The organism is Bacillus sp. FSL R5-0439 (assembly GCF_038008805.1).
Lineage (GTDB): Bacteria > Bacillota > Bacilli > Bacillales > Bacillaceae > Bacillus > Bacillus safensis.
Window position 1 is genome coordinate 1,042,552 of sequence record NZ_JBBOZW010000001.1, and the last position, 15,616, is coordinate 1,058,167.

General features: G+C 41.4%; 14 protein-coding genes and 1 pseudogene. 7 read left to right on the forward strand and 8 right to left on the reverse strand.

What is annotated here, in order from left to right; genetic code table 11:
- The first annotated feature begins 2 nt into the window (after positions 1-2).
- On the forward strand, positions 3-992 hold the full coding sequence (locus NST59_RS05180; RefSeq protein WP_106025310.1) for a lipoate--protein ligase: 990 nt from the start codon (positions 3-5) through the stop codon (positions 990-992).
- A gap of 176 nt (positions 993-1,168) precedes the next feature.
- Positions 1,169-2,722 (forward strand): fatty acid--CoA ligase family protein, encoded by a 1,554-nt coding sequence (locus tag NST59_RS05185; protein ID WP_106025309.1) that lies wholly within the window; start codon positions 1,169-1,171, stop codon positions 2,720-2,722.
- Between the two features lie 93 nt (positions 2,723-2,815).
- Here the strand turns inward: NST59_RS05185 and NST59_RS05190 are convergent, their stop codons facing one another.
- The gene (locus tag NST59_RS05190) at positions 2,816-3,223 is read right to left on the reverse strand and encodes a hypothetical protein (protein ID WP_058838804.1); all 408 of its coding nucleotides are present in this window, start codon (positions 3,221-3,223) and stop codon (positions 2,816-2,818) included.
- Between the two features lie 177 nt (positions 3,224-3,400).
- Between NST59_RS05190 and NST59_RS05195 the strand changes: the two genes are divergently transcribed.
- Positions 3,401-4,684 carry a M48 family metallopeptidase gene (locus NST59_RS05195; protein WP_106025308.1) on the forward strand — a complete coding sequence of 428 codons (1,284 nt, stop codon included), beginning with the start codon at positions 3,401-3,403 and terminating at the stop codon, positions 4,682-4,684.
- Positions 4,685-4,730: 46 nt separating this feature from the next.
- Here NST59_RS05195 and NST59_RS05200 read toward each other — a convergent pair whose 3' ends face one another.
- From NST59_RS05200 to NST59_RS05215, 5 genes and pseudogenes are all read right to left on the reverse strand, one after another.
- Positions 4,731-5,876, reverse strand: coding sequence for a serine alkaline protease SapB (locus NST59_RS05200; RefSeq protein ID WP_341040362.1), 1,146 nt, complete (start codon positions 5,874-5,876; stop codon positions 4,731-4,733).
- Positions 5,877-6,263: 387 nt separating this feature from the next.
- Positions 6,264-6,848 carry a histidine phosphatase family protein gene (locus NST59_RS05205; protein ID WP_047202360.1) on the reverse strand — a complete coding sequence of 195 codons (585 nt, stop codon included), beginning with the start codon at positions 6,846-6,848 and terminating at the stop codon, positions 6,264-6,266.
- A gap of 61 nt (positions 6,849-6,909) precedes the next feature.
- Positions 6,910-7,521 (reverse strand): methyl-accepting chemotaxis protein, encoded by a 612-nt coding sequence (locus NST59_RS19150; protein ID WP_412676751.1) that lies wholly within the window; start codon positions 7,519-7,521, stop codon positions 6,910-6,912.
- A gap of 144 nt (positions 7,522-7,665) precedes the next feature.
- Positions 7,666-8,205, reverse strand: a pseudogene (locus NST59_RS19155) (protoglobin family protein); the annotation flags it as partial.
- Positions 8,206-8,295: 90 nt separating this feature from the next.
- Positions 8,296-9,828 carry an FAD-dependent oxidoreductase gene (locus NST59_RS05215; RefSeq protein ID WP_212043318.1) on the reverse strand — a complete coding sequence of 511 codons (1,533 nt, stop codon included), beginning with the start codon at positions 9,826-9,828 and terminating at the stop codon, positions 8,296-8,298.
- 142 nt (positions 9,829-9,970) lie between these two features.
- Between NST59_RS05215 and NST59_RS05220 the strand changes: the two genes are divergently transcribed.
- On the forward strand, positions 9,971-10,831 hold the full coding sequence (locus NST59_RS05220; protein ID WP_024425480.1) for an SDR family oxidoreductase: 861 nt from the start codon (positions 9,971-9,973) through the stop codon (positions 10,829-10,831).
- Between the two features lie 56 nt (positions 10,832-10,887).
- Here NST59_RS05220 and NST59_RS05225 read toward each other — a convergent pair whose 3' ends face one another.
- Positions 10,888-11,124 carry an IDEAL domain-containing protein gene (locus NST59_RS05225; RefSeq protein WP_247544382.1) on the reverse strand — a complete coding sequence of 79 codons (237 nt, stop codon included), beginning with the start codon at positions 11,122-11,124 and terminating at the stop codon, positions 10,888-10,890.
- Positions 11,125-11,413: 289 nt separating this feature from the next.
- Between NST59_RS05225 and NST59_RS05230 the strand changes: the two genes are divergently transcribed.
- The gene (locus NST59_RS05230) at positions 11,414-11,992 is read left to right on the forward strand and encodes a competence protein ComK (RefSeq protein ID WP_039177625.1); all 579 of its coding nucleotides are present in this window, start codon (positions 11,414-11,416) and stop codon (positions 11,990-11,992) included.
- A 322-nt stretch (positions 11,993-12,314) separates the two neighbouring features.
- Positions 12,315-12,797, forward strand: coding sequence for a hypothetical protein (locus NST59_RS05235; protein ID WP_341040370.1), 483 nt, complete (start codon positions 12,315-12,317; stop codon positions 12,795-12,797).
- Between the two features lie 31 nt (positions 12,798-12,828).
- On the opposite strand, the gene pdxR is transcribed toward NST59_RS05235, so the two are convergent.
- Positions 12,829-14,268 (reverse strand): MocR-like pyridoxine biosynthesis transcription factor PdxR, encoded by a 1,440-nt coding sequence (gene pdxR / locus NST59_RS05240; RefSeq protein WP_106025304.1) that lies wholly within the window; start codon positions 14,266-14,268, stop codon positions 12,829-12,831.
- 145 nt (positions 14,269-14,413) lie between these two features.
- On the opposite strand from pdxR, the gene NST59_RS05245 reads away from it, so the two are divergent.
- The gene (locus NST59_RS05245; protein ID WP_106025303.1) at positions 14,414-15,583 is read left to right on the forward strand and encodes an MFS transporter; all 1,170 of its coding nucleotides are present in this window, start codon (positions 14,414-14,416) and stop codon (positions 15,581-15,583) included.
- Positions 15,584-15,616: the final 33 nt, after the last annotated feature.

Sequence of the window (15,616 nt, forward strand, 5' to 3'; positions counted from 1 at the left end):
AGATGCTGTTTATCGATAACGAACAACATTATGATCCAATGATTAACTTGGCAATTGAAGAATATTGCTTAAAATATTTAGATCCAGAAGAAACGTATTTGCTGTTTTACATCAATCAGCCGTCAATCATTATTGGAAAGAACCAAAATACAATAGAAGAAATCAACACGAAGTATGTGGAAGACAACGGAATCAAAGTCGTGCGCCGCTTATCCGGCGGTGGTGCAGTTTACCATGACAAAGGAAACTTAAACTTCAGCTTTATCACAAAAGATGATGGGGACAGCTTCCATAACTTTAAAAAGTTCACAGAACCAGTCATCAAAGCGCTTGAAAAGCTAGGTGTTAAAGCTGAATTGAGCGGCAGAAATGACATCATGGCAGATGGACGTAAAATTTCTGGAAATGCCCAATTTGCAACAAGAGGACGTATTTTCAGCCATGGCACGCTGCTATTTGATTCAGAGATTGAACATGTCGTTTCGGCTCTAAATGTGAAAAAAGAAAAGATAGAATCAAAAGGCATCAAATCGATTAGAAGCAGGGTTGCCAATATCAGTGAACTGATGGATCAAAAAATGACAACAGAAGAGTTTAGAAAAATTCTTTTAAGCTACATTTTTGATACAAATGGGAACGTGCCTCAATATCGCCTGACCGAAAAGGATTGGGAAAAGATTCACGAGATTTCCAGAGATCGCTATCAAAAATGGGAATGGAACTATGGCCGTTCACCGAAATTTAATTTACAGCATTCTAAGAGATTCTCTGCAGGCTCCATTGATTTGCGATTAGAAGTGAAAAAAGGGATGATCCAGGATTGCAAAATCTTTGGTGATTTCTTTGGCGTAGGGGATATTGCCGATATTGAGAAGCGGCTCATTGGACAGCAATATGATCGTAAAACGATCAGTGACGTCTTAGAAGATATGGATATGCGCCACTATTTCGGCAACGTATCAAAAGAGGATTTTCTTGATTTGATTTATTAATCGCGTGAAAGCACGGCTAGAGATAGCGGTGCTTTTTTGATTGAAGGAAATGAAAGCGATTTACATTTGATCTTGTGGATTTTTTCGATTGTCTATTATAATAGAAAGGAGGAATGTTCGGCCATAAAATGAATGGTCATTCATTCATTCATTGATGACATGTAAGGGGTGGGAGAATGGATTTGATCAAAAATCTTCAGCAGACGGCGATGACGAAGGGAGAAAATATCGCACTGATCTTTGAAGGAAAGAAGTGGACCTATCGAGAGCTGATGACAAGTATCGAGCGTTTTGCAGATGGATTAGTCAACGAAGGGTTTCAAGCTGGGGATCATATCGCGCTTATTTTAGGAAATTCACCGCATTTTGTCATTTCTTTTTTTGGCGCATTAAAGGCAGGGCTTGTCGTAGTACCTATTAACCCAACATATACACCTAGTGAAATTGGGTATATGCTCATCACAGGCGATGTAAAAGGTATTGTGGCGCCTGAACAGCTTCTGCCAGTGTACGAGCAGGTGTATGAGCAGCTTCCGTCCATTGAAAGAGTCATCATTTGTGCAGAAAATGAATCGGCGTGCAGATCAAGCTTCAAGGAAGTATCTGATCGACTTGTTTTCTTTGGAAAGCTTGTGTCAGGTGTTGCGAATGAGAATGTACATCCTTCCATTCAGCCAGATGATACCGCTGTTATTTTATTTACATCTGGCACGACAGGAAAACCAAAAGGTGCAATGCTGACTCATTTCAACCTTTATTCAAATGCTAGAGATGTCGCTGAGTATTTATCGATTGATAAAAAGGACAAGGTCATTGCCGCTTTGCCAATGTTCCATGTTTTTTGTTTAACAGTCTGCATGAATGCACCGTTGATTCATGGTGCGACGATTTATGTCTTGCCGCATTTCAGCCCTTCAGAGCTTTTGCGCATGATGGAAAAAGAGAAGCCAACGCTATTTGTTGGTGTGCCCACCATGTATAACTATTTGTACCGCCAGGAGGGGCATGATAAAGCGATGGCATCTGTGAGGATCTGTATATCAGGCGGTGCCTCCATGCCTGTTGCCTTACTTCATGGCTTTGAGAAAAAGTTCGGTGTTACGGTGCTTGAGGGTTATGGATTATCAGAGGCATCACCAGTGACTGCATTTAATCCTCTTGACGGAAAAAGAAAACCAGGTTCTGTCGGGACTGACATTATGAATGTGAAGAATAAAATAGTGAATGAACTAGGAGAAGAAGTCGGTCCAAATGAAGTCGGAGAGCTGATAGCAAAAGGGCCGAACATCATGAAAGGCTATTACCAAATGCCAGAAGATACGGAAGCTGCACTAAGAGACGGCTGGCTGTATACTGGCGATTTGGCGAGAAGAGACGAAGAAGGATATATTTATATTGTCGACCGGAAAAAGGATATGATTCTTGTTGGCGGTTATAATGTGTATCCAAGAGAAGTAGAAGAGGTACTTTATCAACATGAAGCTGTAGCAGAAGCCGTTGTCATCGGTGTGCCAGACCCAAACACAGGAGAGGCAGTCGTCTGTTACATTTCCCCTAAGAAACATGCTCACATCAATCAAGAAGACATCATTACACATTGTTCACGCTATTTAGCGAAATATAAGCAGCCCCAAACGATCCATTTCATAGATGATATTCCTAAAAACACAACAGGTAAAATTTTAAGAAGAGCGCTAAAGGAAAAGTATCAAGCAGAAGAAAGTAAATAAAAAAAGGGAGTCTCTGATGAGGAGGCTCCCTTAGCATGTAGACAAATCCTCGCATCTCACGCCGAAAGAAGACAAAGGGATAAAAAGATCATTTTAGCTCTTTTGAATGGCTTCTTTTAACTGTTTCTGAAAAGATTTCGACTGTTTTTGATTCAGTTCATAAAACGTTCCATCAACTAAAAAAACGACTTGTGATCGGTCGGTCCAAAGCTGAAAGGTGGTGCCGTTTGTTCGTCCGAACATCACTTTGGCGATATAATCGGGCTTTTTTAAATTTTTCTTGAGATGATTGCTTGTTTGTCTGCCTTTATTTAATTCTTCAATTAGATCTTCTGCTGTGTCCTTATCATCTATTTCATACGAGATGGCTTCATTCGCTGGCGAGAGCAGCAATTTTTCTGCTCTATTCTCATCAAAGATTTCGCTCGTCCGGCTGAACACATAAAAGAAGGTGATGAATAAAAGTCCCAAAATCACAACTCCTGCAAGGATTTTCTTCATTTTGATCCTCCAACTCACTGTTATACATGTAGCTTCTCCGATTTTTGAGTCGCATAATCATTTTTTTCGCGAAAGCTTTTTCAGATGGGGCATGCTATGATGGAGCCACATGAGACAGGTTCTAAACGAAAAAAAGAGTGATTAGAATAGAGAGAGGAATGGAAAGGAGGCTGACCTGTGCGAGTACGTAAATGGGTAGCTCTTGCAACGGTAGCATACATATTGTACGGTCTTTTTATTTATTCATATTTGTTTCTAATGGGGGATTCATCGGTACCTGAAAGCGTAAAAGGGACAAGTGCAGATCCGCATACTTTTATGACAAGTCATGAGCTTGCGATCAGCGAGAATTTCTCGAACATACGGAACCTGCTGTATTTCATAACCATCCCATTAGATTGGTATGTCTTTTTCCTTTTGCTCATTTCAGGGTTTTCACGGAAAATAGCAGACTGGAGCCTGGCAGCAGCTCGTTTCACGTTTTTAAGCAAACTTGTGTACGTGTTTGTGCTGTCGTTTCTAACAATGCTCATTTCATTCCCAATTAAGTGGATTGGCTATCAGCTGTCTTTACACTACGGAGTATCTGCACAAAGTACGGCAAGCTGGTTGAAAGATCAAACACTGGATTTTTGGATTCAATATCCGCTCCTTGCCCTTTGTGCAATTGTGTTTTTTTGGCTGATTCAAAAGAGAAGAAAACGCTGGTGGCTGTATGCGTGGTGTTTGACAGTCCCAGTTACGCTGTTTCTCTTCTTTATACAGCCGGTCGTCATTGATCCGTTATATAACAATTTTTATCCACTAAAGGATCAAGCGCTTGAGAAGAAGATATTAACGCTTGCAGACAAAGCGCATATTCCGGCAGATCATGTGTATGAGGTCAATATGTCTGAGAAAACGAACACGATGAACGCTTATGTCACAGGAATTGGTGAAAATAAGCGTATTGTCTTATGGGACACAACACTTCAAAAGCTGAAAGACCGCGAAATTTTATTTATCATGGCGCATGAAATGGGACATTACGTCATGAAACATGTTTATATTGGATTAGCAGGATATTTAGTGCTGTCATTGGCCGGATTATTTGCGATCGATCGTCTTTATTTTTATCTTTATCAAAAAGGGGCAGCCACATTTCGTCTGAAGGTGTCACACGACATTGCTGCTCTTCCGCTTCTTTTAATCATCGTATCGATGCTGTCATTTGCAGCTTCACCTTTTACAAATGCAGTGTCAAGGCATCAAGAACGGGCAGCCGATGAATATGCGGTGAACATGACAAAAGACGGGGAGGCGGGCGTAACGTCTTTTCAAAAACTTGCAAAATCAGGATTGTCCCAGGTGAATCCACCGTTTCTAGTGAAGATTTTCCGTTATGGACACCCAACCATGATGGAGAGAATCATGGATATGGAAAAAGCGGCGGAAAAAGAGAAGCCGCCTAAAAAGCAGTAATAAAAAAATCCGGCTGGATCAGCCGGATTTTTTTTATCACACTTGGTTAGTTAGAAGCCGCTTGAACGTTGATTAACCCTTTTCCGTAATAGAATGAGTCACCAAGCGGTGTCGCTGTGCTTTCTAAGCGCTGGCGAACCTGTGAATTTGTTAGGTTCGGGTTTTTAGAAAGAATAAGCGCTGCTGCTCCTGCTACATGAGGAGACGCCATAGATGTTCCAGTATAAGATGTGTATCCGCTGCTTGGTACTGTACTTAAAATAGAAGTACCAGGTGCAGAAACATCTAATTCTGGACCTGCGCTAGAAGATGAATTTCTGACATTGTTACTGTTTACATTGGCAACGGCAATTGTAGAATCATATTTTGCTGGATAGCCAATTGTACTTCTAGAGCCACTAGAGCCAGAGTTACCTGCTGCCGCCACAACAACGACTCCACGGTTATTCGCTGTATCAACGGCATTTTTAAGCGCTGTTGAACCGCTTGGTCCGCCTAAGCTCATATTGATGACATCCATATTATTGGCTACAGCCCATTCAATACCGCTAATAATCCAGCTGTATTGTCCGTCGCCATAACGGTCTAATACTTTTACAGCATATAGGGAAGCGCTTGGAGCGACCCCGAGTACACCAATTGTGTTATCAAGGGCAGCAATGGTTCCAGCTACGTGAGTTCCATGTGATTGAAAGTCTTGGGTGGCATTTGGCTCTGAAGGGACGAAGCTCGCACCGCCTGCAACATTTAAATCAGGGTGTGCAGCGTGGATTCCAGTATCAAGGACAGCTACTTTGACATTAGCACCTTTATAACCTTGAGCGTGTACAGCTGGAGCTTTGATTTGAGGGATTCCATAAGGGACGGTTTGTGCATATGCTTCTGCTTTATGGTCTTCTTCTACGTAAGCAATGCTAGGGTCATGTTCAAGTTTTTTGGCGGCTTGTTCGGACATTTTCACTTGTGCAGCATTAATGAGGCGGTATTGTTTTTCTAGTTTTCCACCATTTTGAATGACAGCTTGTTTTTTAGAGCTGTTTGTGGTGGCAGAGGCTTTAAAACCAACAATATAGCTTTTTTCACTATCTGTTTTGGAGACCGTCTCGGCATTTGCCATGGAGCCTCCAAACCCTGCTGAAAACAGAAGAGGGACAGCCAATAAAACACTTGTCATCACATTTTTCTTTTTCACGCACATTCCACATCCCTTTTTTCTTATTTCAGAATAATCATCCGTAGTCTAATAGAATGATCCGTTTGATTATTCTGTATATTCAGTTTAAGGGAAGTAGGCAAATAAGAGTAGACCTGAATTTTTGTGAAAGTCCTAGCGAAAATTGGGGAATTAAGTCACTTGGAACTGGTGGTAAAATATGTTTATTCTATCATTTCAGCGATGATCTATTAAAAAGGGAGTATGCTTTTTTTCTCATGATCCATTTCTAGTTAAATATTCGATACCCGAAAAGCCATAAAATAGGTAGAATCGTCTAGCATCTATTTCGAATTTCGATATAAAAAAATATTATTTTATCATTGTTTTTGTCATAAAAAAGAACCTGCTAAGATAACAGGCTCTTTAAGAAGGGGTAGATTGAGTTAAATGGCTGACCACATTATAATCACGAACCTTCCATTTACCATCTGACCATTCCACATAATTTAAGCAAGCATTGACAAGTCTCGTGTTCTGTAGACCCATATGTTCATCAGCCAAAGTGGTGAGTAAAGCATGGATAGCAGCACCGTGAGCCACGATCAACACATGTTGATCTGGATAGGCTGCTCTGACTTTCTCAATTCCTTCTAACATTCGGTTTTGAATCGTCTCTAGTGGTTCCATATTTGGATACTGTTTATCTGGAAACAGCTTTTGACGTTCCTCAAACGACATGCCTTCAGCGTCACCGTAATCTCGTTCAATGAAATCATCCATGATGACAAGTGGGGCATGGACATGATTTAAAATCAAGTGTGCCGTTTCTTTTGCCCTTATGAGTGGACTGGAAATGACAACATCCCAATGGACATCCTTTAAGTAAAGTCCAGTTTGTTCAGCCTGCCATTTACCTGTGTCGTTTAAAGGGATATCTGTTCGTCCTTGAATTCGTTTCGCTGCATTCCAATCTGTTTCCCCGTGTCTGACTAGGCAAATTGTTGTCAATCAAATCCCGCCTTTTCTATCTTTTCTTCTATTATACTAAAGCAGAAGAAAAAAGGCTGTATTAGCGATTTGTCAGGCTAGTTAAGGATTCGACGGAGCTTGCGACTTGAGACACCGTTTGTTTGACTTCCTTCAATTCGTTAAGGAAGGTCTGAAGGTCAATTTCAATTTTTCCGTTTTGGTTTTTGCTTAAGTTCATGCTGCTGACGATATCATCAAAGAGTGAATTGATTTGAGTCATTTTTTCTTTACTGTCTGTCACAAGTAAGTTCACGTCCGCAATATGCTGGGACACAATGGCGATTTGTGAATTGGTATTGTTAACGAGTTCAGATACAGTTGAAACCGTTTTCTTTGTGTCCTCTGATAATTTGCGCACCTCGTTTGCAACGACAGCAAAGCCTTTTCCGTGTTCACCTGCTCGTGCAGATTCGATTGAGGCATTTAAAGATAACAAGTTCGTCTGCTCTGCAATACTTGTAACGATCCCAAAGATTTGTTCAATTTGTTTAGCGATTTCTTCAAGGCGCTTAATTTCTGTTTCAATTTTTGTCATGCTGCCGTCAATTTGATTCATTTGTGTTTGCTGAATTTCTAATTCTTTTTTACCGCCGATTGATTTTTCTTCAACCTGTGCTGAAATTTGTGTTCCAGCTTGTGACATGTCCGCCATCTCATCCGATTTTGAGACAAGCTTGTCAACTGCACTTGTTGTGTTTGAGAAGAGCGAAGCAAGCGAATTTGACGTTTCCGTGATTTTTGTATGAAGCTCCTGCTGCTGCTCTTCTGCTTCATCACGAATTTTAGAATATTCATTTTGGAATGTATCTAGGACAAGCTGCTGCTCTAAATTTAAAATTTTCGTTGTCGCTTTGACTGCTGTCTGATATTCTTTGAAATCTTGGATATGGTTTGCAAATAAATCCATAATTGATAGCAGAAGGTCTTGGAATGCGGCCATGTACCATTTAGGCTGGAGTCCAATCCGTAAATGAACTTGCGCAATTTTAATGCGTTTTGCCACATAGTTTTCGTCAATCACACCTGCAAACATTTCGCTAATATGAATGCGGAGTGTTTTTTTCAAACGATCGACAGAACTATTGTCTTGAATGATATGCATCAAGGAAGACTCGACTTCTAAATTTTTATAAAATTTATCAACGATATGTGCAATATCATCCTGAACAATTGAATTGAGCTGCTTTAATATCAATAGGTCATGCTGCGTCAGGTCGATCATTTTGATTTGTTTAGCGATGTCCGTATTGTTCGAGAAATTGATTCGTTTTATCCCATCATCCTGCTCTGTGAAAAAAGCAGTGTTTTTTCTTTTCGGTTCTTTTTTAAATAACAATGTGTTTGTCCCCCCATAATCATCACAAATATCAGACTTTATGTTTTTTATCGGATAATATTGGATTTTTTAAAGGGGAAGAGTGAAATTTTACTGTTCTTTATACGACCTTTTTAGTGGTTTTTTAGCAGGGCCTTCTACTACTTCTCCAGTAATAGAAAAACGTGAACCGTGACACGGGCAATCCCAAGTGCGGTCACTATTATTCCAAGCGACTTCGCAGCCTAGGTGAGTACACGTGGTATCGACAAGAAAGACATTTCCATCCTCTGATTTATAGGCGCCGCACTTTTTATGTTCATACGAGATAATGCCGCCCTCGCCTGGTTGTAAATCATCGATTGTTTGATCAGTTCGTTTGAATTTACCACTGATCAGCTTGGCAGCGACATTGGTATTTTCTTTTATGAAATCTTTGACGAAAGAGTCAGTAACAGGTCTTGATGGCGTAAAAATTGATTCGTATGGATTCGATTTTCCTTCAATTAAATCACCGATAAGAGTAGCAGCCACGTGGCTTGTGGTCATGCCCCATTTTCTAAAGCCGGTCGCTACAAAGATATTCTGGTGGTGTTTGGTCAGGCGGCCAATGTAAGGGATTTGATCCATTGTGACCATATCGTGTGTCGACCAGCGATACAGCACTTCTTCAATTCCAAGGGTGGCGTCTCCAAACGTTTCTAGTCCTTCATAGTGAGCGGATTCATCTCCGCCTTGTCCTGTTTTATGACCTTCTCCTCCGATGAGGACAACTTCCTCGCCGTGCCATTCTGCCGTTCTTAAAGAGTGAGCAGGCTGATCAATTCCGAGGTACATCCCGTCTGGGAGAGGCTTCGTCGTTTTGGCTGCTACGACATAGGATTGTTCTGGATGAATTCGGGTGAAGTAAAGTCCTTTCCCATCATAAAAAGGAAAGTGTGAGCATGAAATGATGTAGCGCCCTGTCAGATGATGTCCGTTTTTTGTGACGACAGCAGGCCTGTTTCCTTCTTTTACATCAATAGCGGTTGTTTGTTCAAAGATACGTACACCTCGCTCGAGGAGCTTGTCGATTAGCGCATTGAGATAATGAAGGGGATGAAACTGTGCCTGATTGGTCATCGCAAGGGCTGCTTTGATGTCAGCGTCAAAAGGAAGCTCTGTTTTCCATTCCCGGTCAATACCAAGCTGTTTGTAGGCATCTAATTCCTTCTTTAACTTTTTTACACCGCTTTCTTCCTTTGTATAAAGGTACGCATCTTTTATCTCTAGCTGACAATCGATGTCGTGCTCTTTGATACGAGCTTGAATGAGGTCTTTTGCTTTTTCGTTTGCTTCTACATACAAACGTGCTTTTGGCATGCCAATTTGTTGAATCAGCTCATAATAGTACACATCATGCTGTGAGGTGATTTTAGCCGTTGTGTGTCCGGTCGTGCCTTGCAGCAATTGTTCGGCATCAATGATGATCACATCTAATCCTCGCTCTGTCATTTCAAACGCCGCAGCGATACCGGTAATACCGCCGCCGACAATGATCACATCTGCTGTGAGATCTTCATTGACAGAAGGAAAAGAATGCTTCCGGCTGTCCGACAGCCATAACGATTTTGCCTCTTCCATTCCTTTATGTTCTTGTTCCATGTTGTCGCCTCCACTTAACTTGTTGTGTATAATTTTTCCACAATGATGAAAATCATACATCTGTAATGAAACAAGGGCGTCATACATAAAAAAGGAGCCAGCACATAAAAATAAACAAGATAAAAGGAAGGAGTGGACTAACGTGTCAACAAAGCAGCCGAAGAAAACATTGCCGCCTCAGCACCAAAATGAACGTCCTGGTCTTGAATATAAAATGAACCCTAGACCTGTCTTTGATCGTGAGGTGCAGGACAAAAAGTTAGCGGGAAAAACAGCCATTGTGACAGGTGGAGACAGCGGGATTGGAAGAGCAGTCTCTGTCTTATTTGCGAAAGAAGGTGCCAATGTCGCCATTGTTTACTTAAGTGAACATCGCGATGCCGAGGAGACGAAGGACTATATTGAGAAAGCGGGAGGCCGTGTCATCTTAATTGCGGGTGATTTAGGGGATGAGGCTTTTTCAAATGAGGTCGTCAAAAAAACAAAAGATGCGTTTGGTTCCATTGATATTTTGGTGAATAACGCCGGGGAACAGCATCCGCAAAAAAGCATTGAGCAAATTACCTCGCATCAGCTTCTTCGGACGTTTCAAACGAATATTTTTGCCATGTTTTATTTAACAAAGGCTGTTCTTCCTCATTTAAAAAAAGGAAGCAGTATTATTAATACAGCATCTGTCACCGCCTATAAAGGGCATGAAACATTGATCGATTATTCATCTACAAAAGGGGCGGTCGTCACATTTACGAGATCATTATCCTTATCGCTCATTAAACAAGGGATTAGAGTGAATGGGGTAGCACCGGGTCCCATTTGGACACCGCTGATTCCATCAACCTTTACGGAAAAAGAAGTCTCTGAATTTGGTGGGGATGTCCCAATGGAGCGTCCTGGTGAGCCAGTAGAGCTTGCACCGAGTTATTTATTTTTAGCAAGTGAAGATTCATCTTATATGAATGGACAAATGCTCCATGTGAATGGCGGAACCATTTTAAATGGATAAACAAAAAACTTGCGGTAAAGAGACAAGTTGCTGTCTCTCTGCCGCAAGTAAAATCATCATGATTGATGTAAGCAGTGTTCTGCATATTGAGCTGACAAGTCATTGAATCGCTTTTTATCACGCTGATCCAGTGCCTTATCAATCTCTTCTCTTAGGAAGGTTAAGCGCTGTTTATAAAGCGCCTCATCTAAAACCATTTGAATATAGATGTCTAAAATGGTGACGCCGTTTTCTTCGGTTTTTTGGGTGTTGCGGGACTTCATGAGCTCAGCATACGTTTTTTTCTCTTTCATAAAGAATCCCCCCGATGCCTTTTTTATAGTATATGGATTGGCGAAGAAAAAATCAACAAGAATTTATAATTTTTAGACAATTTATTTTTGAGCAGAATCGACATCACTTGTCCAATCGACAGAATGTGATATATCTTTAAAAAAAGCTTTTCGATAGATCGAATGGACTAAAAAATATGATAAAAAGATGATTTTTAATAAATTTTGAAAAAATCCTGTCGTTTCTTATATGTTGGTGATAGATTAATAGTATCTTAAATAACCAAATATTAACACAGGAGGAAATGAAGTGTCAGGAATTAGTGAAACACCTTTAGATTCATATGTCATTAATCAAACAACAATGGCGGTCCTTTCAGTTGAAGAAGGAAAAAGAGTATATTCAAAAGTCATCGAAAGAGAGACAAGCTTTTATGTTGAATTAAAGCCCCTGCAAATTATTGAACGCAGCTGCAGATTCTTCGGCTCAAGCTATGCAGGCAGAAAGGCGGGAACATACGAAGTAACAGGAATTTCTCACAAACCCCCAATTGTGATTGACTCATCCAACCATCTGTATTTCTTCCCAACCTATTCATCCAACCGTCCTCAGTGCGGCTGGATCTCCCACAAATACATTCATACCTTCCAGGAATCATCCCTCGGAGACACGGTGGTCACCTTTACAAATGAGCAAACCATCAAACTTGATGTCTCATATAAATCATTTGAGAGTCAGGTGCACCGAACAGCATATCTCCGAACGAAATTTCAAGATCGTCTTGATGGAGGTCTTCCTAAGAAACAAGAATTTATGCTGTATCCAAAGGAACAGCAGCTCAATCTCGTATACGATTTTATATTAAGGGAGCTTCGTAACAGATATTAATCAAAAGCCAGCGGCAGAGCAGCCGCTGGACCTCTTATCTCATATGGACTTCATGCAATGTAAAAAGGGGGACATACATCATAAAGATGAATTCATTGAAACCAAATACGTATGTCTCGTCGTCTATTGGTTGTATTGGGAAATGACAGGGAAATGTGAATCCTTAGACGTATTTTCATCTATTTATTCATAAATCACAGAAGTGACACGAGCTTGTCTGTTACAATAAAAGAAATCAATTCTTGCGAAGTATTTTTATGTAGTAAAGGATGCTTATATTTGACCGATATGAACGAGTGGGATGAAGAAATGGAGGCTCTGTATGAAAAAACAATCACATTTGGTGCTGCTATTTATCCTAACAGTGACATTACTAGCAGCCTGTCAGCAAGCAGGTCAATCGCCTTCAAAACAAGACGCAAAAGAAGCTGCTTATGAACAATGGGTTCAATCTTATATGGATGAGTTAAATGAATCATATGAAAAGATGACCGATCAGTTTATCTCAGATGGACATGGAAAAATTCAAACAAATAAAAAATTGACAGAAGCGACGAAAGCATTTGATCGTGTGATTCAAAAAGGGCTTGATCATCAAGAAGTTCCAGCCGCTTATCAAAAGGCCGATCAACAATTAAAGACAGGCCTGGCTTCATTTGAAAAAGGGGTTAGTAAGGTGGAGAAGCTCTTGAAGCATCCCGATCAAGAAAAGCTGTTTATATCCGCTACCCATGATTTTCAGGATGGCTTGCAGCAGACAGCCGCATTTATTGAAGAAGTAGGTCAGATTCAGCAATCATCCTAAAAAAGCTTGGAAGGTTTACTTCCAGGCTTTTTTAGATGTGCAGTATTTTCTTTAAACGGCGAACGCCCTCTTGAATCATGCTATCGTCCGTACAGGCGAATCCTAGCAGTAATCCCTTTCGATTGCTTTCAAAACAATAAGGACTTAAGGGATAAATGCCAACGCCAGCTGCCTTTGCTGCTTCAATGCTTCCTTTTTCATCAAAGTCTGGTGCTCCTTCTAAAAAGACATGAAGGCCCGTATCGGTTCCATAGATACGGAAGTGTTTGTCAAATTGATGTGCCAAAAGGGCTTCCATCATGGCAGCCTGTCTTTTTTTATAGAGCTGTCTCATTCGCCTGACATACCGCGTGAATTCTCCTTCTTTGAAAAAAGAAGCGAGTGTGATTTGTTCCATAATGGGCAGCTGTCTTTGAATGAGTGATTGCAGTGCGGCAATTTCTTTTATGACTGCTTTGGTGCCGATAATGGCAGCAAGGCGGATGCCAGGCGCCAGCACCTTTGAGAAGCTTAAGATGTAAATCACATGCTCGGGTGCTTCTGAAAATAGGGAAGGGAGCGGCCCGCCATGGTAACGATAATCTCCATCAAAATCATCCTCTAATATATAAGACTGATGGCTGACAGCAAACTTTAGCAGCTGCTGCCTTCTGTTTACACTCATACATACTCCAGTTGGACGCTGATGGGAGGGCGTCACAGCAATCAGTTTTGTTCGGTGGGGCAATGTATTCACCACCATTCCTTCTTCATCAACTGGTGCGGGGTGAATGTTCATTTCGCGATGCATAAACGACAGCCTTGCCCCAGGGAAACCTGGATCTTCTACAGCTACTGTATCCCCTTTTTTAAGCAATACCTGTGAAATCAAATCAATGGCTTGCTGGGTGCCACCTGTTAACACCATTTGATCTTCTTCTACTTCAATCCCGCGCTCAACAGATAAATATTGGCGTATTTCTGAACGCACTTCCCATAATCCATGCGGGGAGGAATAGCCCCAATTCTTCATGTCTAATCGCTGTAATGCTTTCATGAGCGAGCGTTTCCATATGTTTTGAAAGTGGTCATCGATCGCCGGTTCCTGATGACGAAAATCAATATCGAGCTTCTCATGAAATTGATTGGCTGACAGCCAATGATCCATTTGTTTTTCAGCTTCTTCAAAGTGAGGTCTTATCGGAGGTGGGAAAGGCGGTTCACTTTGATGGGGAGGGGAAGCTGTATATTGATCACTTGAAATGACCTTTGTACCGCCTCTTCTAGATGTGCTGACGTAGCCTCTTGCCAGCAGTTCATCGTAGGCAAGCTGGACGGTTGATCTTGATACATTAAGCTCCTGTGCGAGCACTCTTGTCGGTGTTAACTGATCGTCAGGATGCAGTTTTTGTGAATGAATTTTTTGAATGATCTCATTTACGATTTGCTGCCAGAGCGGGGTAGCGCTTGAACGGTCTAAATGAATATACATTGTGCACCTTCTCTCGTTTTCACATCATAAGATGATGATGACACGGAATTATGGACTGGTCAATAGTGCCGTTTTTGGATGTAGGAAGTAAGCCAAATGGTGTGTACACTGTTCTCATATGCAATGATATAGAGGAGAGAGTCAAATGATCCCAGCATCCAAAGAAGAAACGGCACACTTATCCATGATCCCGTTTATTTTCGTTTTACTTGGTCTTTTTATGATTACGATTGCTGTCAATCTGCAAGTGCCCCTTTATACGGCATATGCAGAACAAGCAGGGTACGGAAAGGCGGCAACAGCACTTGTATTTGCCGCGTATGTCTTCGGTCTCATTCCAGTTTTGCTTTTTCTTGGCGGTATTTCTGACCGGGCTGGACGCAAACCGATTTTATTGGTTGCGCTTAGCTTTTCGTTATGTGCCACTTTGTTGATGATTGTACATCCTTCCATACAGATGCTTTTTGCTGCCCGGCTGCTGCAAGGTGTCGGTCTTGGTCTTAGTGTTGGAACATGCACCGCATATTTAATTGCTTTATATCCTGAGAAATCAAGCTGGATTCCAACTTTTATTGCATTATGCAGCTCGGTTGGATTTGGGGGTGGTGCTCTTTTTACAGCACTTCTTTCTTTTCAGCGTGTGTCCCTCACGCCGCTTAGCTATTGGATTGTGCTGTCCTTTTTATTCTTAACTATTGTGGGTGTCTTCTTTTTCGTGCCGCCTGTCCAAGGAGATTCAGGTAAACCGATGATGAATATGCCAAGATTTCCAAAAGGAACAATGTCGGCGAATGCAGCCATTGCTATCGCGTGGTCGGTGTGCGGCCTTGTCATTTCAATTTTGCCAGCACAGCTTAAATTAAATGGTTATGAATTGTGGGTAGGACCGGCGCTCTTTTTGATTAATATGGCAGGTGTCCTGATGCAGCCCTTTGTGCGTAAGATGAATAGCAGCACAGCGCTTCTTTTGGGGTTTATATGTCTTCCATGCGGATATGGCCTCTTGCTATACGGTGCAAACAGCGGATCTATCTTCCTTGTGCTTGCCGGAACGATGCTGGCGGGTACTGCCTGCTATGGATTTACTTATTTAGGTGGACTTCAGCTCATTGTTGAGCGGGGGAAAAAAGAGGCGGCTAGAGCCGTTGCAGGCTATTACTTGTTTGCTTATTTAGGTCTTGGTATTCCAAGTGTGTTTGTTGGCCTCTTCGCTGATATTTACGGTACTCAGATCGTATTAATCCTCTTTTTCTTACTCGTTGTGGCTGCCTGCCTCATTTTATTCATCTCAGGTGTCAGACAGAAACAAAAGTAAGGTGTCGATCTTTCTCTTTCTCCTCCAATTCGT